This is a genomic window from Bradyrhizobium sp. USDA 4541, assembly GCF_024171085.1.
GTDB classification, from domain to species: Bacteria; Pseudomonadota; Alphaproteobacteria; order Rhizobiales; family Xanthobacteraceae; genus Bradyrhizobium; species Bradyrhizobium australafricanum.
This window is the reverse complement of the sequence record NZ_JALJZF010000001.1, coordinates 4,988,690-5,004,189: the sequence shown is the minus strand read 5'-3', so window position 1 is coordinate 5,004,189 and position 15,500 is coordinate 4,988,690. Positions and strand designations below refer to the sequence as shown.

Genomic DNA, 15,500 nt, shown 5'->3' with positions numbered 1-15,500 from the left:
GCTAACCAACCTTCTCGACGAAGACGCGGATGGTGCCGCCGCAGGACAGGCCGACATTCCAGGCCGTCTCGTCGGCAACGCCGAATTCAAGCATCTTTGGCTGGCCGCTCGCGATGACGTCGAGCGCTTCCGTCACGACGGCGCCCTCGACGCAGCCGCCGGAGACCGAGCCGAGGAAGGTGCCGTCGTCATTGATGACCAGGCTCGAGCCGGCCGGGCGCGGCGCCGAGCCCCAGGTCTCGACCACGGTGGCAAGCGCCACGCCATGGCCCTCCTTCTGCCAGGTCTCGGCGGCCTGCAGGATGTCTTCGTCGCGGTTCAGCATGGTGGCCTCCTGCTATCGGGTCAGGCTTCTTAGGCTACGGAGCGGATCAGGCTGCGGTGGTGCGCCGGCGGCGGGGATGACAGCGCCCCGATCAAGCCCTTGATGGACGTCAAGTTATGCACCGGGCGAAATTCGTCAACGTGGGGCAACATCATTTTGATGCCCTGCGCCTTGGCCTCAAAGCCGGAGTAGCGCAGCAGCGGATTGAGCCAGATCAGGCGGCGGCAGGAACGGTGCAATCGGTCCATCTCGAAGGCCAGTTTGGCATCAGCCTCCCGTTCTAGTCCATCGGATATAAGGAGGACGATGGCGCCCTGCCCGAGCACCCGGCGGGCCCAGAGCTGGTTGAAGCTGTGCAGCGAGGTCGCGATCCGCGTCCCGCCGGCCCAGTCCTCGACCGCGGACGAGCAATTCGCCAGCGCTTCGTCGGGGTCACGCTCCCGCAACGCGCGCGTCACATTGGTCAGGCGGGTACCGAACAGGAACACCGAGACCCGCTTGCGGGCGTCGGTGATGGCGTGCAGGAAGTGCAGGAACAGGCGGGTGTACTCGCTCATCGAGCCGGAGATATCGAGCAACGCCACGATCGGCGCCGGCTTCTCGATCCGGCCGAGCTTTCGGATGTCGATGATCTCGCCGCCGGTGCGCAGCGAGTTGCGCACGGTGCGGCGCATGTCGAGCCGCAGGCCCCGCGCATCCGGCTGGTAGCGGCGGGTCACGAGCTCGGCCTGCGGCAGCCGCATCTTGGCGATCTCGCGCGTCACCTCGGCGATCTCCGCCGCGGTCATCTGCGCAAAATCCTTCTTCTGCAGGATCTCCTTGTCGGAGACCGAGAGCTTGAGCTCCTGCTCCTGGGCCTGCGGGCGCTCCTCGCTCCGCGCCGGCTGCGCCATCGCCTCCTGGACGCGGCGCGAGGCCGGCGGCGGCTTCTTCCTGGCGTGGTCCGGCAGCGGCACCGAATCCAGCATGCTCTTCCACTCCTCGGCGGCGCGGAAGAACAGCATAAAGGCCTGGCGGAAGATCAGCGCGTGCTCGTGGCGCTTGACGAAGATCGCTTCCAGCGTGGCGTAGAAATCGGAGCGGTGGCCGACCTCGATCAGCTGCAGCGCGTCGAGCGCATCGATCACCGAGCCCGGCCCGACGGGAAGCCCGGCCGCCCGCAGCGCGCGGGCAAAGCCAATCACGTTGTCGGCCATGTGGCCGGTCGGAGGCGCGAGGTGGTTGATCGCCATTGTTGTTTGGCCTCGTCATTCCGGACCGCACGAAGTGCGGATCCGGAATCTGGAGATTGCGGCGCGAGATTCCGGGTTCACGCTTCGCGTGCCCCGGAATGACGGCTAGTCGCTCGTCGCTTCCTTCAATGTCTTCTGCAACGCATCGCCCTGCATGCGCGCGATGTCGTCCTGATACTTCAAGAGCGCGCCCAGCGTGTCGCCGACGACCTGCGGGGTCAGAGAGCGGGCGTCGAGCTCGGACAGCGCGATGGCCCAGTCGATGGTCTCGGCGACGCCCGGCGACTTGTAGAAATCCTGGTTGCGCAGCGCCTGCACGAAGCGGACGACCTGCTGCGACAGCTTGGCGGAGATGTTCGGCACCCGCGACTTGACGATCGCAAGCTCGCGCTCGGCTGTGGGATAATCAACCCAGTGATAGAGACAGCGCCGCTTCAGCGCGTCATGAATCTCGCGCGTGCGGTTCGAGGTGATGATCACGATCGGCGGCGCCGGCGCCTTCACGGTGCCGAGCTCGGGAATCGTGACCTGGAAGTCGCTGAGGATTTCCAGCAGGTACGCCTCGAACGCCTCGTCGGCGCGGTCGAGCTCGTCGATCAGCAGCACCGGAGGACCCGCGACATCGGGCTCGAGCGCCTGCAGCAGCGGCCGCTTGATCAGGAAGCGTTCGGCGAAAATGTCGCTGGCGAGCTGGTCGCGATCGGTATCGCCGGAAGCCTCCGCAAGGCGGATCGCGATCATCTGCGCCGCACTGCTCCACTCGTAGACCGCGGAGGCGACGTCGAGGCCTTCATAGCATTGCAGGCGGATCAGCTTGCGCCCGAGCGCCGCCGACAGCACTTTTGCGATCTCGGTCTTGCCGACACCGGCCTCGCCTTCGAGGAACAGCGGCCGGCCCATCCGCAGCGCGAGATAGGTCACGGTCGCGAGCGACCGCTCGGCGAGGTAGCCGCGCGAGGTCAGGAGATCCTCGAGCGCATCGACGGAAGTGGGTAACGCCGATGCACTCATGGAACAGCCAGTCTTCGAACAGAGGTCAGCAAAGTCACGCCTTGGTACTTAGTCCTTGGCGTTCGCGGCTTCCACCGCCCGGCGCGTCAAAACGCCGATCAGATGCGCGCGGTATTCTGCACTGCCGTGCAGGTCGCTGTTCAGCCCGTCAGCCGAAACTGCGATGCCGTCGAGCACCTTGTGCGAGAAGCGCTTCTTCAGCGCGTCCTCGAACGCAGTGACGCGGAAGACGCCGTCGGAGCCCGCACCGGTGACCGCGACGCGCACGTCGGACGGACGCTTGGCCACGAACACGCCAACCAACGCATAACGCGAGGCCTGGTTGCGGAACTTGACGTAGGCCGCCTTCTTCGGCACCGGGAACATCACCTTGGTGATGATCTCGTCGGCCTCCAGCGCGGTCGAGAACAGGCCCTGGAAATATTCCTCGGCCTTGAGGCGGCGCTTGTTGGTGACGATGGTCGCGCCCAGCGCCAGCACCGCGGCCGGATAGTCGGCGGTCGGGTCGTTGTTGGCGAGCGAGCCGCCGATGGTGCCGCGGTGGCGCACGGCGGGATCGCCGATCAGGCCGGCAAGCTCGGCCAGCGCCGGGACCGCCTCGCCCACGACCGCGGAGTTCGCGACTTCGGCATGCTTGGCGGTGGCGCCAATGACCAGCGAGCGGCCTTTCATCTCGATCGTATCGAGACCTTCGATGTGGGAGAGATCGACCAGATGCGGCGGGCTGGCGAGCCGCTGCTTCATGACCGGCACCAGCGTGTGACCGCCGGCAATCAGCTTGGCGTCCTCGTTCTTCACCAGCAAATTGGCGGCCTGCCGCACGGTGCCGGGACGGTGATATTTGAATTCGTACATTGGAATGTCCTGATCGCGCTCGCGATGAATTGCTGACTAGGCGAGGTCCGACTTCGCCATCGCCTTGGCGCCGGCGGCGATCGAAGCAACGATGTTCTGGTAGCCGGTGCAGCGGCACAGATTGCCTTCCAGCTCCTCGCGGATCACCTCGTCGGAGAGCTCGTGGCCCTTGCGATGGACCAGGTCGACCGCGGTCATGATCATGCCCGGCGTGCAGAAGCCGCACTGCAGGCCGTGATGCTCGCGGAAGGCCTCCTGCATCGGATGCAGCGGCGCGCCATCGGCCGCCAGCCCCTCGATGGTCTTGACCTCGTGACCGTCGGCCATCACCGCAAGCGTCGTGCAGGATTTCACCGCCCTGCCGTCCAGATGCACGACGCAGGCGCCGCACTGCGAGGTGTCGCAGCCGACATGGGTGCCTGTCAGCCGCAGGTTTTCGCGCAGAAACTGGACCAGAAGGGTACGGGGGTCGACATTCGCGTTCACGGGGTTGCCGTTCACGATCATTGAAATCTTGGCCATCAGCACTCTCTTATCTGCGCCACCGCATATCGGCGAAGCAGGCGGTTTTAAATCATTCCAGACGGCATAATATGGGCGCGCCCCGCGATGGGCAACCTTTCGAGCCACCCATCCAGGACATGGCCGGACCTGAATAATCCAGCCGAAAGGCGAGGCTAACCCTGCACCGCCTTGGCGAAATTTGCAAAGAATTCATCGGCCAGCTTCTTGGCGGCGCCGTTGATCAGGCGCTGGCCGAGCTGGGCGAGCTTGCCGCCGATCTGCGCCTCCACATTGTAGCTCAGAAGCGTACCGCCATCCTTGTCTGCAAGGCCCACGGTGGCGCCGCCCTTGGCAAAGCCGGCGACCCCGCCCTCGCCTTCGCCTGAGATCTTGTAGCCGTTCGGCGGGTCGAGATCGCTCAAGGTGACCTTGCCCTTGAAGCGGGCGGAGACCGGGCCGACCTTCATCTTGGCGGTGGCGCGGAAGCCGCCCTCGTCGGTCTTCTCCAGCTCTTCGCAGCCGGGAATGCAGGCCTTCAACACTTCGGGATCGTTGAGCTTGTCCCACACAGCCTGGCGCGGCGCTGCAAGCTGGACTTCGCCGGTCATTGTCATGGCCATGGGGGATCTCCTCGATCGCTAGAACCTTTTCCCCCAAGTAAAGCAGCCGGGGCGCAAAGGAAAGGGCACCTTCGGAGGATGAGCGATGCATATTCGCAACCGCAGCAAGCCAAGCCGATCGTTCACGAAATCGCGCAATCCCCGGTGTTGAAAATGCAGGCAGCCCCGGGGCATTGGCATCGACGCGCGACAGTGGTTAGGTCGCCGGCCATGAGCACAGCCCTTTCTCCCCTGCTTGCGCCGATGCTGTCGAGCGCCGCGATGCGCGCGGTGTGCAACGACGCCGCTACGCTGCAGAACATGCTGGATTTCGAGGCCGCGCTGGCCCGCGCCGAGGTGGCCTGCGGGGTGATTCCCGCAGCTGGCGCAGGACCAATCGGCGCCGCCTGCAAGGCCGAATCATTCGACCTGGCCGCGCTGGCCGACGCCGCGACGCGGTCCGGCAATCTGGCGATCCCGCTGGTGAAGGCCCTGACCGCCAATGTCGCCAGGGCGGACGCCGAGGCGGCGCGCTACGTGCATTGGGGCGCGACCAGCCAGGACGTCATCGACACCGCGACCATGCTGTCGTTGCGTGCGGGGATCGACGCGCTGCTGGCCGACCTCGACCGCGCCGTCGCCGGCTTCGCCGGGCTTGCGCGCGCCCATCGCAACACCGCCGTGGTGGCGCGGACCTGGCTGCAGCATGCGCTGCCGATGCCGTTCGCCCTCAAACTCGCCGAATATGCCGCGGCGCTGCATCGCTCCCGCAAGCGCTTGCTGCGCCTGCGCCGCGAGACGCTGGCGCTGCAATTCGGCGGCGCCGCCGGGACGCTCGCCGCGCTCGGCGATAAGGGGCTGGCGGTCGCCGCCGCCCTTGCGCGAGAGCTCGATCTGCCGCTGCCGGATGCGCCCTGGCATACCCATCGCGACCGCATCGCCGAGGCCGCGTCGGTGTTCGCCATCCTCGCCGGCAGCTGCGGCAAGATCGCGCGCGACGTGTCGCTGATGATGCAGACCGATGTCGGCGAGGCCTTCGAGCCGGCCGGCGCCGGCCGCGGCGGCTCCTCCACCATGCCGCACAAGCGCAATCCGGTCGCCGCCGCGAGCGCGCTGGGGGCTGCGACCATGGCGCCGAATCTCGCCGCGACGATCTTCGCCGCGCAGGTGCAGGATCATGAGCGCAGCGCCGGTCCGTGGCATGCGGAATGGCCGACCTTGCCGGGCCTGATGCTGGTAACCTCGGGCGCGCTTGCTGCCATCGTCGATCTCGCCGAAGGGCTTGAGGTCGATGCGGCGCGGATGCGCGTCAATCTCGATGCGACTCAAGGGTTGATCATGGCGGAAGCCGTCACCTTTGCGCTCGCCGACAAGATCGGAAAGAGCGACGCCCATCATCTGATCGAGGCCGCCAGCAAGCGCGCGGTCGCGGAGAAGAAGCACCTGCGCGAGGTGCTGTCGGCGGACGCCAAGATCACCGCGCATCTCGACGCGAAACGAATCGCGGAGCTGTTCGAGCCGATGGCCTATCAGGGCGCCTCGCAAGCGCTGATCGACCGCCTGCTGGCTTCACTGGATCACAAATAGCGACGATGTCATTGCCGGGCAACAGCGCGAAGCGCATGTTCGCGCAGATGACCCGGCAAGCGCATGACGAGAGGGACAAGACGATGCCGATGATCAACGCCGACGGGTGCCTGCTCAACGTCCAGGTGGACGGCCGCGACGGCGGACCGACCTTGATGCTGTCGAACTCACTCGGCTGCACCTTGCAGATGTGGGAGCCGCAGATGCGGGCGCTGACGCAGCTGTTCCGCGTCATCCGCTACGACCGCCGCGGTCACGGCAAGTCCGGCGTGCCGGCGGGCCCCTACTCCATGGAGCGCTTCGGCCGCGACGTGCTGGCGATCCTCGACGACCTCAACATCGAGAAGGTGCACTGGTGCGGCCTGTCGATGGGCGGCATGGTCGGACAGTGGCTGGGAGCGAATGCCCCGGAAAGATTCGGCAAGATCATCCTCGCCAACACCGCCTGCTACTACCCCGATCCGACCAACTGGCTGAACCGCATCAAGGTAGTGAAGGAAGGCGGCATCGCCGCCGTCGCCGATACCGTGATCGCGGGCTGGCTGACCGCCGATTTCCGCGAGCGCGAGCCGGAGACCGCGGCGCGCATGAAAGCGATGCTGGTTGCCTCGCCGGTCGAAGGCTATCTCGCCTGTTGCGAGGCGCTGTCGACACTCGACCAGCGCGCCCTGCTGCCGAAGATCAAGAGCCCGACCCTGGTGATTGCAGGAAAGCAGGACATGGCGACGCCGGTGTCGGCAGGCGAAATGATCCGCAGCGGCATTCCCGGCGCCAGCATGACGCTGCTCGATGCCGCGCACATTTCCAACGTCGAGCAGTCGCACGCCTTCACCGAGGCCGTGGTCGGCTTCCTGACGCAACGGTAACGGTCATCGTCATTCCGGGGCGATGCGAAGCATCGAACCCGGAATCTCGATCCGCATCCATAACTTCGAGATTCCGGGTTCGGTCCTGCGGACCGCCCCGGAATGACGTAACCGGGAAAGATGCTCTATGGGCCACAATCAGCACGTAGCCCGGATGCAGCGAAGCGAAATCCGGGACAAGTCCTTCGGCCAACGCTGAAGCCCCGGATTGCGCTGCGCTCCATCCGGGCTACGATTTCATGAGGAGACATCCATGGACGACAATCAGCGCCGCGACGACGGCATGACGCAGCGCCGCAAGGTGCTCGGCAATGAATGGGTCGACAAGTCGATCAAGAACCGCAACGCGTTCAACACCGACTTCCAAGACCTGATCACGCGCTATGCGTGGGGCGACATCTGGACCCGGCCGCATTTCGATCACCGCACCCGGCGTGTGCTTGTGATCGGCACCATGGTCGCGCTCGGCCAGTGGGACGAATTCCGCCTGCATGTGCGCGCCGCGCTCGCCGAGGGCGGCTTCACGCCCGAGGACATCAAGGAGATCCTGCTGCAGCAGGCGATCTATTGCGGCGTGCCAGCGGCCAACCACGCCGTCAAGGAAGCCGGCGCGATCATTGCCGAGCTAGGGCTGCTGAAGGGATAGCTCGCTCGCAGGCGCGCCCGCCTCGGCGACGGGCGGCTCGACGGCCCGTTTCGGCGCAGTCTCGAACAACATCACGATCGCGGTCCCGAGCAGCATCAGGAGCTCGGCCGCATGCATGCGCAACGCTTCGACCTCGCCGACCTTGGAGGCCATCATCATGCTGGCGAAGCTCAGCACGCTGCCGAGGCAGAGCGCCACCGCCAGCGCCTCGTCGGCGCCGCTGCTGCTCTTGCGCAGCGGTGAGAAGGCGGCCATCGCGAGGAAGACTGCGAAGAACGCCACCACGGTGATCCGCGCCAGCGCGAGCAGCCATGCGAGGCGCACCGTCGCCATCTTGCCGAGGTGCAGATAGTCGCTGGCATAGAACGCGATCGACACGCTCGGCCGCTCATAGAGGCCGTGGATCGGCGACACCATGATGCTGAAGGCGATGATGGTCCAGACCGGAATGAAATAGGCCGCAAGCAGCGCGCCGTTGAAGGAGCTGATCCGCCAGTTGTTCGACATTGCCGCTTCCCGTGCATCCCGCGCCTTTCAGACCGGCGACGGTTCAGCTTGCGAGCTAACGCCGATCAATTGCCGGCAGCAATTTAAACCCTTTGTTAAGGTTAAGCGCGATGCGATGATTCCGGATCGAGGCCGGGATCTGCGCAAGATCGGCGCCGGCCGGGGATAAAGGGGGTAAAATGACCGAAAGAGCGCGCGTTTTCGTCGCAACGCCCTGCTACGGCGGCGATCTGAAGATGGCCTATGTGTTGTCCGCCCTGAAGCTTCAAGCTGCGGCCACCGCCCGGGGCATCGACATCCAGTTTCATCTGATCGGAAACGAATCGCTGATCGTCCGCGCCCGGAACGAACTGGCCCACCAATTCCTTGCATCCGGCGCCAGCCATCTCCTGTTCATCGATGCCGATATCGGGTTCGAACCCGAGTCCGTGTTCCGGCTGCTGGATTGCGGCACCGACGTTTCCGCCGCGGCCTATCCGCTCAAGCACATCGATTGGGCAAAGGTGCAGCGGGCTGCGGACGCCAAGCGCAAGAACCTCGCGTCATCCTCGCTGGACTATGTCGTCACATGGGAGGGCGACCAGATCACATCTCGCGGCGACGGCTTCGCCAAGGTCCGATATGCCGGAACCGGCTTTCTCATGATGAAGCGATCCGCCCTCGTCAGGCTGTGCGACGCCCATCCCGAACTCAAATATCGGGCGAACCACAAAAGCAACGACTTGAACACCGGCGACCTGGTTCGCGCCGACCTCGACCGCGTCTCGCTGTTCGAATGCATGATCGACAAGACAACCGGCGAGTATCTGTCCGAAGATTACGCGTTCTGCCGGCGCTGGATCGATCTCGGCGGCAAAATCTGGCTCGACCTTCGAAGCGAGCTCACGCATTTCGGTTCGTACGCCTTCCGCGGCCGCTTCGCCGACCAGTTGGCCTGAACAAGACAGCCCAAGCGAAAAGGGTCCAGCCTGAATCGGGATAGGGGGGAGCCTCGCAGCCCCTCCCCTCCCACACCACCGTACATACGGGTCCGTATACGGCGGTTCGCTGGATTAAGCGGCAAGAGTTGTTCTGTTGCCGCCGTAGTTTGGGTGTCAGCAATCGTCGCGCCAGCTTCGACTCCTCTGATCAGCGTCAGTCAGGGTTTCACCCCTTCCCGCCGTTCCGAGGCCAGTTGCCCGGAATTCAGTCGCATGGCCGATGCGATATCGCTGCATCTACTCGTCACTTCCAGCGTTCAGGCCTTCGGCGAAACTCGTTCCGCCTACTATGCCCTCTGCTGACTTCTGCACTGCGGTCAGATCGCCTTACGACGACCTCAGTCTCGTTGCCGAGACGCAGCGCAGATCTCCCGAGGTAAGATCGACCGCCTTCGCCGCACGCCCGCCGGATTTACCACCCCGGCCCTTGATGACCGTGGACTTCGCGATCACGTGCTCGCTCGTCCGGCCGGGTAGGCCTCGTTATCCGGTTTTTGTCCATCGGGCCGCGGCTTTGCTCCACGCTTCCTTCAGACCCCACCTCGCGATGACGCCCTTGCGCTTCGCTAATCCTTCACCGTCATCAGGCTGGATAGAGGACTTCCACCTCCAAGCTGCCGGTCATGCTCGGCACACACAAGGGAGGCCTCGCCTTTCGGCGAGGCCTCCCTGCTAGTTCGGCTCAATTGTCCGAATTAGCGCTCCGGATTGGGCTTCTGACCCTGCCGGCCCTGATCCTGCTGTTGCTGGCCGGGCTTCTGGCCGCCGCCCTGCTGCTGCTGGCCGGGCTTCTGATTGGGGTTCTGGTTCGGCTGTCCCGGATTCTGATTTGGGTTGCTCATTCAGCTACTCCCTTGCTTTCATCAAGCTGGGGACAACGCGCGCGTCGGAAGCGCGGTTGCTCGGGGAACACGGGTTCCGGCGTGATCATTGCAAGGCAAGGCCATGTCGGCCCTGTGACATCGGAACCGCATCCGCCAAACTAGTTATGTACAAGCCCTTTCTGCTGCTGCCACGCTGTTGCCGCGGCCGGGGTTCCACTGTTAGAAAACGACACGACGCGACGGATCAGGCTGCCGGGGCCCTCGCCGCGTCACCCTCGACGTAGCGTTTTCGAGCGAAGTGGGAACCGGTTCGCGTGAAGAAAGCGCGTCCAGATCAACACGAGAGCCTGGTCGGTTCTCAACCGAACAGGCTCTGACGGCAGCGTATGGATTATTTCGCCCAGCAATTGATCAACGGCCTCGTGCTCGGTTCGATCTACGGCCTGATCGCCATCGGCTACACGATGGTCTACGGCATCGTCGGCATGATCAACTTCGCCCATGGCGACATCTTCATGATCGGCGGCTTCATCGCGCTGATCTCGTTCCTGGTGCTGGTGTCGCTCGGCCTCACCGCGATCCCCCTGATCCTGCTGATCGTGCTGCTGGTCTCGATGGCGATCACGGCGCTCTACGGCTGGACCATCGAGCGCATCGCCTACCGGCCGCTGCGGCATTCATTCCGCCTGGCGCCGATGCTCTCGGCGATCGGCATGTCATTCGTGCTGACCAATTTCTCACAGGTGTCGCAGGGCGCGCGGGTGAAGCCGGTGCCGCCGATCATCACCGGCGGCTACACGCTGCATGAAGGCTCGTCGGGCTTCGCCGTGCAGCTCTCCAACATCCAGATCATGGTCGTGCTCGCCACCATCGTCGTGCTGGCGCTGTTCACCTGGCTGGTCTCGCGCACCCGGCTCGGACGCGACATGCGCGCCTGCGAGCAGGACCAGACCATGGCCGCGCTGCTCGGCGTCGACGTCGACTACACCATCTCGATGACCTTCGTGATCGGCGCCGCGCTCGCCGCGGTCGCAGGCATGATGTATCTCTTGTATTACGGCCTGGTCGATTTCTTCATGGGCTTCGTCGCTGGCATCAAGGCGTTCACCGCCGCCGTGCTCGGCGGCATCGGCTCGCTGCCGGGCGCGATGCTCGGCGGGCTCGCAATCGGCCTGATCGAGACGTTCTGGTCGGCCTATTTCTCGGTTGAGTACAAGGACGTCGCCGCGTTCTCGATCCTGATCGTGGTGCTGATCTTCATGCCGACCGGCCTGCTCGGCCGTCCCGAAGTCGAAAAAGTCTGACAGGCACTTCGTGAGCGCGACCTCAGCCCGCCCCTCGCACGCCGCGCAGCCCTCGGGCAGCGCCTTCATTCTCAAGAAGGCCCTGATCAGCGCCCTTGTCGCGCTGGTGCTGTTCTCGCTGATGATCGGCATTCGCACCGAGGCCGGGCCGCAGGGCGGCTTGATCTACTGGACGCGGTTCGGCGACCTCGCAGCCCTTGTCGCTACCGTGTTCGGCGGCAGCATCGTCGTCGAGTTGCTGCGGCAATGGTGGGGACCGGTCGACAAGGACCGCATCGTGCCGAAGCCGGTGCAATCGGCGATGTCGTTCGCCGGCCGCTGGCTGGCGCCGGCGCTCCTGGTGTTCACCTTCCTCGTGCCTGTCATCTTCTACAACCAGCGCTACATTCTCGACCTGTCGATCCTGGTCCTGACCTATGTGATGCTGGGATGGGGATTGAACGTCGTGGTCGGCCTCGCCGGCCTGCTCGACCTCGGCTATGTCGCGTTTTACGCGGTCGGCGCCTATTCCTATGCGTTGCTTGCGACCAATTTCGGATTGTCGTTCTGGGTCTGCCTGCCGCTTGCCGGCATCCTGGCGGCGTTCTGGGGCGTGCTGCTCGGCTTCCCGGTGCTGCGGCTGCGCGGCGACTATCTTGCGATCGTGACGCTCGCCTTCGGCGAGATCATCCGCCTCGTCATCATCAACTGGCAGAGCCTGACCGGCGGCCCCAACGGCGTCTCGGGAATTCCCCGCCCGACCATGTTCGGCATTCCGCTGACGGCGGGTGACGACGGGCTCGCCGCCAAGCTCGGCATCGAATTCTCGCCGACCCACCGCCTCGTCTTCCTGTTCTATCTGATCCTGGCGATGGCGCTGATCACCAACTGGGTGACGATCCGGCTACGGCGGCTGCCGATCGGCCGCGCCTGGGAAGCGTTGCGCGAGGACGAGGTCGCCTGCCGCGCGCTCGGCATCAACACCACGACCACCAAGCTGACGGCGTTCGCGACCGGCGCGATGTTCGGCGGCCTCGCCGGCGCGTTCTTCGCCACCCGGCAGGGCTTCATCAGCCCGGAATCCTTCACCTTCCAGGAATCGGCGCTGGTGCTGGCGATTGTGGTGCTCGGCGGCATGGGCTCGCAGCTTGGCGTGGCGCTCGCCGCGCTGACCATGATCGGCGGCTTCGAGCTGTTCCGCGGCCTCGATCAATACCGCATGCTGGTGTTCGGCATGGCGATGGTGCTGCTGATGATCTGGCGGCCGCGCGGGCTGATCGGCCATCGCGCGCCGACCGTGTTCCTGGAACGCAACCTGGCGATCTCGTCCGACCTCGTCAAGGAGGGCCACGGATGAGCGGCGACCCCATCCTCACCGTCGACCGCCTGATGATGCGCTTCGGCGGCATCGTCGCGGTCAACGAGCTGTCCTTTGCGGCCGAGCGGCGCAAGATCACCGCGCTGATCGGGCCGAACGGCGCCGGCAAGACCACCGTGTTCAACTGCATCACCGGGTTCTACCGGCCGAGCGGGGGCGCGATCCGCCTCGCCCATGACGACGGCCGCACCATCCAGCTCGAGCGGCTGAACGATTTCCGCATCTCCAAGCAGGCCAAGGTGGCGCGCACCTTCCAGAACATCCGGCTGTTTCCCGGCATGACCGCGCTGGAAAATCTGATGGTCGCCCAGCACAACGCGCTGATGCGCGCCTCGGGCCTGACCCTGCTCGGGCTGCTCGGCCTGCCGTCCTGGCGCGAGGCCGAGCAGCGCGCCATCGATCTGGCGCGGACCTGGCTCGCGCGCGTCGGCCTGCTCGACCGCGCCGACGATGCCGCGGGAAATCTGCCCTATGGCGACCAGCGCAGGCTCGAGATCGCGCGCGCGATGTGCACTGAACCGGTGCTGCTCTGTCTCGACGAGCCGGCGGCCGGTCTGAACGCGCGCGAGAGCGGCGGGCTCAACGAGCTGCTGCTGTCGATCCGCAACGAACAGGGCACCTCGATCCTCCTGATCGAGCACGACATGTCGGTCGTGATGGAGATCTCCGATCACGTCGTGGTCATGGATTACGGCGTCAAGATCGCCGAAGGCACGCCGCAGACGGTGCGCGACGACCCCAAGGTGATCGCCGCCTATCTCGGCGCCGACGAGGAAGAGGCGATCGCCGTGATGGAGAGCGGCACGTGAGCGCGGCACAGGCAACGACACCCCTGCTCGCGGTGCGCGGCGTGCGCGCGGCGTATGGCAAGATCGAGGCGCTGAAGGGCGTCGATATCGAGATCAATCGCGGGGAGATCGTCGCCCTGATCGGCGCCAACGGCGCCGGCAAGTCGACGCTGATGATGACGATCTTCGGCAGGCCGCGCGCCCGCGCCGGCGCCATCGAGTTCGACGGCCGTGACATCACCGGCGTGCCGACCCACGAGATCGCGCGGCTGCGCATCGCACAATCGCCGGAGGGCCGGCGGATCTTTCCGCGCATGAGCGTCGCGGAAAACCTGCAGATGGGCGCCGATGCCACCGAATGCAGCGAGGCCGAGCGCGCAGCCGGGCTGGAGCGGGTGTTCGCGCTGTTCCCGCGCCTGAAGGAACGCGTCGCACAACGCGGCGGCACGCTGTCGGGCGGCGAGCAGCAGATGCTGGCGATCGGCCGCGCCCTGATGAGCCGGCCGCGGCTGTTGATGCTGGACGAGCCCTCGCTCGGGCTCGCGCCGCTGATCGCGCGGCAGATCTTCGACGCCATCCGCACGCTGAACCGGCAGGACGGCCTCACCGTGCTGATCGTGGAGCAGAACGCCAACCATGCGCTGAAGCTCGCCCATCGCGGCTATGTCATGGTCAACGGGCTGATCACGCTGGCCGGAACCGGCGCCGAATTGCTGCAGCGCCCGGAAATCCGCGCCGCCTATCTGGAAGGCGGCCGCCGCGGCTAGCTTGACGTTCCGTGCCGTCCCCGCAAGCAAGACGCGGCGGATGCAGCGTCGATTTGCCTGAAAATTGCCGGTGACTTCGCCGCGAAATCAGCTGAGAATGCCCGCGGTTTTGGGGCCCGGCGTGCCGGGCCCTTCCGCAAGAGGCAACGACCACGAGGGACGTCTCATGAAATCACTGAAGCTGATCGGCCTGGCACTTGGCGCTTCGTTCGCATTATCGGCGAGCGCGTTCGCGCAAGACATCACCATCGCCGTCGCGGGCCCGATGACGGGCTCCGAATCCGCTTTCGGCCGGCAGATGAAGAACGGCGCCGAGCAGGCGGTCGCCGACATCAACGCCGCCGGCGGCGTGCTCGGCAAGAAGCTCGCGCTGGAAGCCGACGACGACGCCTGCGATCCGAAGCAGGCGCGCTCGATCGCGGAAAAGATCGGCTCTTCGAAGATCCCGTTCGTGGCCGGCCATTTCTGCTCGTCGTCCTCGATCCCGGCCTCCGAGGCCTATGCCGACGCCAACGTGCTGCAGATCACCCCGGCCTCGACCAACCCGCTGTTCACCGAGCGCAAGCTCTGGAACGTGGCGCGCGTCTGCGGCCGTGACGACCAGCAGGGCCTGGTCGCAGCCGACTACATCATGAAGAATTACAAGGGCAAGAACGTCGCGATCCTGAACGACAAGACCACCTACGGCAAAGGCCTCGCCGACGAGACCAAGAAGGCGCTGAACAAGGCCGGCTTCCAGGAGAAGATGTTCGAGTCCTACAACAAGGGCGACAAGGACTTCAACTCGATCGTCTCGCGCCTGAAGCGCGACAACATCGATCTGGTCTATGTCGGCGGCTACCATCAGGAAGCCGGCCTGATCCTGCGCCAGATGCGCGACCAGGGCCTGCAGACCGTGCTGATGGCCGGCGATGCCATGAACGACAAGGAATTCGCCTCGATCACCGGCCCCGCCGCCGAAGGCACGCTGTTCACCTTCGGCCCCGACCCGCGCAACAAGCCGACCGCGAAGGCGATCGTCGAGAAGTTCAAGGCCAAGAACATCGACCCCGAGGGCTACACGCTTTACACCTACGCCGCGATGCAGGTCTGGACGCAGGCCGTCGCCAAGGCCGGTTCGACCGACGCCAAGAAGGTGATGGACACCATCAAGGCCGGCGAGTGGGACACCGTGCTCGGCAAGATGGCCTTCGACGCCAAGGGCGACATCAAGGCGATCGATTACGTCGTCTACAAGTGGGACGCCAAGGGCAACTACACCGAGATCAATCCGAAGGGCTCCTGAGCCTCTCTCGCGTCTGATCCAATCAGAGTACGAGAACGCCCCGGTCCGCCGGGGCGTTTTCTT

18 protein-coding genes are annotated in these 15,500 nt (G+C 65.2%); 10 read left to right on the top strand and 8 right to left on the bottom strand.

Going from position 1 to position 15,500, the window contains the following annotated elements:
* Position 1 precedes the first annotated feature (1 nt).
* The 6 genes from J2R80_RS23550 to J2R80_RS23525 form a co-directional block, all read right to left on the bottom strand.
* Positions 2 to 325 carry an XdhC family protein gene (locus J2R80_RS23550; protein WP_018272401.1) on the bottom strand — a complete coding sequence of 108 codons (324 nt, stop codon included), beginning with the start codon at positions 323 to 325 and terminating at the stop codon, positions 2 to 4.
* Between the two features lie 29 nt (positions 326 to 354).
* A complete protein-coding gene (locus J2R80_RS23545; RefSeq protein ID WP_076828517.1) occupies positions 355 to 1,557 on the bottom strand; it encodes a VWA domain-containing protein in 1,203 nt (400 codons plus the stop codon).
* Between the two features lie 105 nt (positions 1,558 to 1,662).
* On the bottom strand, positions 1,663 to 2,568 hold the full coding sequence (locus J2R80_RS23540; RefSeq protein ID WP_253639484.1) for a MoxR family ATPase: 906 nt from the start codon (positions 2,566 to 2,568) through the stop codon (positions 1,663 to 1,665).
* A gap of 48 nt (positions 2,569 to 2,616) precedes the next feature.
* Positions 2,617 to 3,423: a xanthine dehydrogenase family protein subunit M gene (locus tag J2R80_RS23535; RefSeq protein ID WP_253639483.1), complete on the bottom strand. Its 807-nt coding sequence runs from the start codon at positions 3,421 to 3,423 to the stop codon at positions 2,617 to 2,619.
* A gap of 36 nt (positions 3,424 to 3,459) precedes the next feature.
* Positions 3,460 to 3,945 (bottom strand): (2Fe-2S)-binding protein, encoded by a 486-nt coding sequence (locus tag J2R80_RS23530; protein WP_028336799.1) that lies wholly within the window; start codon positions 3,943 to 3,945, stop codon positions 3,460 to 3,462.
* Between the two features lie 155 nt (positions 3,946 to 4,100).
* Complete coding sequence (locus J2R80_RS23525) at positions 4,101 to 4,547, bottom strand: carbon monoxide dehydrogenase subunit G (RefSeq protein WP_016840413.1); 447 nt, start codon at positions 4,545 to 4,547, stop codon at positions 4,101 to 4,103.
* A 210-nt stretch (positions 4,548 to 4,757) separates the two neighbouring features.
* Here J2R80_RS23525 and J2R80_RS23520 point away from each other — a divergent pair, with 210 nt between their 5' ends.
* The 3 genes from J2R80_RS23520 (at position 4,758) to J2R80_RS23510 (ending at position 7,625) form a co-directional block, all read left to right on the top strand.
* Positions 4,758 to 6,113, top strand: coding sequence for a 3-carboxy-cis,cis-muconate cycloisomerase (locus J2R80_RS23520; protein ID WP_253639482.1), 1,356 nt, complete (start codon positions 4,758 to 4,760; stop codon positions 6,111 to 6,113).
* An 83-nt stretch (positions 6,114 to 6,196) separates the two neighbouring features.
* Entirely contained in the window at positions 6,197 to 6,979 is a 783-nt protein-coding gene (gene pcaD / locus J2R80_RS23515; protein ID WP_076828562.1) for a 3-oxoadipate enol-lactonase, read from the top strand.
* Between the two features lie 253 nt (positions 6,980 to 7,232).
* Positions 7,233 to 7,625 (top strand): carboxymuconolactone decarboxylase family protein, encoded by a 393-nt coding sequence (locus tag J2R80_RS23510; protein WP_028339924.1) that lies wholly within the window; start codon positions 7,233 to 7,235, stop codon positions 7,623 to 7,625.
* Here the strand turns inward: J2R80_RS23510 and J2R80_RS23505 are convergent.
* On the bottom strand, positions 7,605 to 8,132 hold the full coding sequence (locus J2R80_RS23505; RefSeq protein WP_076828512.1) for a hypothetical protein: 528 nt from the start codon (positions 8,130 to 8,132) through the stop codon (positions 7,605 to 7,607). The genes J2R80_RS23510 and J2R80_RS23505 overlap by 21 nt on opposite strands.
* Between J2R80_RS23505 and J2R80_RS23500 the strand changes: the two genes are divergently transcribed.
* Positions 8,122 to 8,301, top strand: coding sequence for a hypothetical protein (locus J2R80_RS23500; RefSeq protein ID WP_143270940.1), 180 nt, complete (start codon positions 8,122 to 8,124; stop codon positions 8,299 to 8,301). The two genes, J2R80_RS23505 and J2R80_RS23500, sit on opposite strands and share 11 nt — an antisense overlap.
* 10 nt (positions 8,302 to 8,311) lie before the next feature.
* Complete coding sequence (locus J2R80_RS23495) at positions 8,312 to 9,070, top strand: hypothetical protein (protein ID WP_253639481.1); 759 nt, start codon at positions 8,312 to 8,314, stop codon at positions 9,068 to 9,070.
* A gap of 737 nt (positions 9,071 to 9,807) precedes the next feature.
* Here the strand turns inward: J2R80_RS23495 and J2R80_RS23490 are convergent.
* On the bottom strand, positions 9,808 to 9,954 hold the full coding sequence (locus J2R80_RS23490; RefSeq protein WP_168858023.1) for a hypothetical protein: 147 nt from the start codon (positions 9,952 to 9,954) through the stop codon (positions 9,808 to 9,810).
* A gap of 368 nt (positions 9,955 to 10,322) precedes the next feature.
* Here J2R80_RS23490 and J2R80_RS23485 point away from each other — a divergent pair, with 368 nt between their 5' ends.
* From J2R80_RS23485 to J2R80_RS23465, 5 genes are all read left to right on the top strand, one after another.
* Positions 10,323 to 11,240, top strand: a complete 918-nt coding sequence (locus tag J2R80_RS23485; RefSeq protein ID WP_076828509.1) for a branched-chain amino acid ABC transporter permease LivH — start codon at positions 10,323 to 10,325, stop codon at positions 11,238 to 11,240.
* A gap of 10 nt (positions 11,241 to 11,250) precedes the next feature.
* Positions 11,251 to 12,576 (top strand): high-affinity branched-chain amino acid ABC transporter permease LivM, encoded by a 1,326-nt coding sequence (gene livM / locus J2R80_RS23480; RefSeq protein ID WP_309143770.1) that lies wholly within the window; start codon positions 11,251 to 11,253, stop codon positions 12,574 to 12,576.
* Positions 12,573 to 13,406 (top strand): ABC transporter ATP-binding protein, encoded by an 834-nt coding sequence (locus J2R80_RS23475; protein ID WP_028336791.1) that lies wholly within the window; start codon positions 12,573 to 12,575, stop codon positions 13,404 to 13,406. Before livM ends, J2R80_RS23475 begins: the two co-directional genes overlap by 4 nt.
* Entirely contained in the window at positions 13,403 to 14,152 is a 750-nt protein-coding gene (locus J2R80_RS23470; protein ID WP_018272406.1) for an ABC transporter ATP-binding protein, read from the top strand. Before J2R80_RS23475 ends, J2R80_RS23470 begins: the two co-directional genes overlap by 4 nt.
* Before the next feature lie 166 nt (positions 14,153 to 14,318).
* Positions 14,319 to 15,437 (top strand): branched-chain amino acid ABC transporter substrate-binding protein, encoded by a 1,119-nt coding sequence (locus J2R80_RS23465; RefSeq protein WP_028339917.1) that lies wholly within the window; start codon positions 14,319 to 14,321, stop codon positions 15,435 to 15,437.
* The last annotated feature ends 63 nt before the right edge of the window (positions 15,438 to 15,500 follow it).

What these genes read in the sequence shown, in the direction of transcription:
- J2R80_RS23535 (WP_253639483.1), bottom strand. Translation starts at nt 3,423, where the DNA reads ATGTACGAATTCAAATATCACCGTCCCGGCACCGTGCGGCAGGCCGCC.
- J2R80_RS23490 (WP_168858023.1), bottom strand. Translation starts at nt 9,954, where the DNA reads ATGAGCAACCCAAATCAGAATCCGGGACAGCCGAACCAGAACCCCAAT.
- J2R80_RS23475 (WP_028336791.1), top strand. Translation starts at nt 12,573, where the DNA reads ATGAGCGGCGACCCCATCCTCACCGTCGACCGCCTGATGATGCGCTTC.
- J2R80_RS23505 (WP_076828512.1), bottom strand. Translation starts at nt 8,132, where the DNA reads ATGTCGAACAACTGGCGGATCAGCTCCTTCAACGGCGCGCTGCTTGCG.
- pcaD (WP_076828562.1), top strand. Translation starts at nt 6,197, where the DNA reads ATGCCGATGATCAACGCCGACGGGTGCCTGCTCAACGTCCAGGTGGAC.
- J2R80_RS23485 (WP_076828509.1), top strand. Translation starts at nt 10,323, where the DNA reads ATGGATTATTTCGCCCAGCAATTGATCAACGGCCTCGTGCTCGGTTCG.
- J2R80_RS23520 (WP_253639482.1), top strand. Translation starts at nt 4,758, where the DNA reads ATGAGCACAGCCCTTTCTCCCCTGCTTGCGCCGATGCTGTCGAGCGCC.
- J2R80_RS23530 (WP_028336799.1), bottom strand. Translation starts at nt 3,945, where the DNA reads ATGGCCAAGATTTCAATGATCGTGAACGGCAACCCCGTGAACGCGAAT.
- J2R80_RS23525 (WP_016840413.1), bottom strand. Translation starts at nt 4,547, where the DNA reads ATGGCCATGACAATGACCGGCGAAGTCCAGCTTGCAGCGCCGCGCCAG.
- J2R80_RS23510 (WP_028339924.1), top strand. Translation starts at nt 7,233, where the DNA reads ATGGACGACAATCAGCGCCGCGACGACGGCATGACGCAGCGCCGCAAG.
- J2R80_RS23495 (WP_253639481.1), top strand. Translation starts at nt 8,312, where the DNA reads ATGACCGAAAGAGCGCGCGTTTTCGTCGCAACGCCCTGCTACGGCGGC.
- J2R80_RS23465 (WP_028339917.1), top strand. Translation starts at nt 14,319, where the DNA reads ATGAAATCACTGAAGCTGATCGGCCTGGCACTTGGCGCTTCGTTCGCA.
- J2R80_RS23550 (WP_018272401.1), bottom strand. Translation starts at nt 325, where the DNA reads ATGCTGAACCGCGACGAAGACATCCTGCAGGCCGCCGAGACCTGGCAG.
- J2R80_RS23540 (WP_253639484.1), bottom strand. Translation starts at nt 2,568, where the DNA reads ATGAGTGCATCGGCGTTACCCACTTCCGTCGATGCGCTCGAGGATCTC.
- J2R80_RS23545 (WP_076828517.1), bottom strand. Translation starts at nt 1,557, where the DNA reads ATGGCGATCAACCACCTCGCGCCTCCGACCGGCCACATGGCCGACAAC.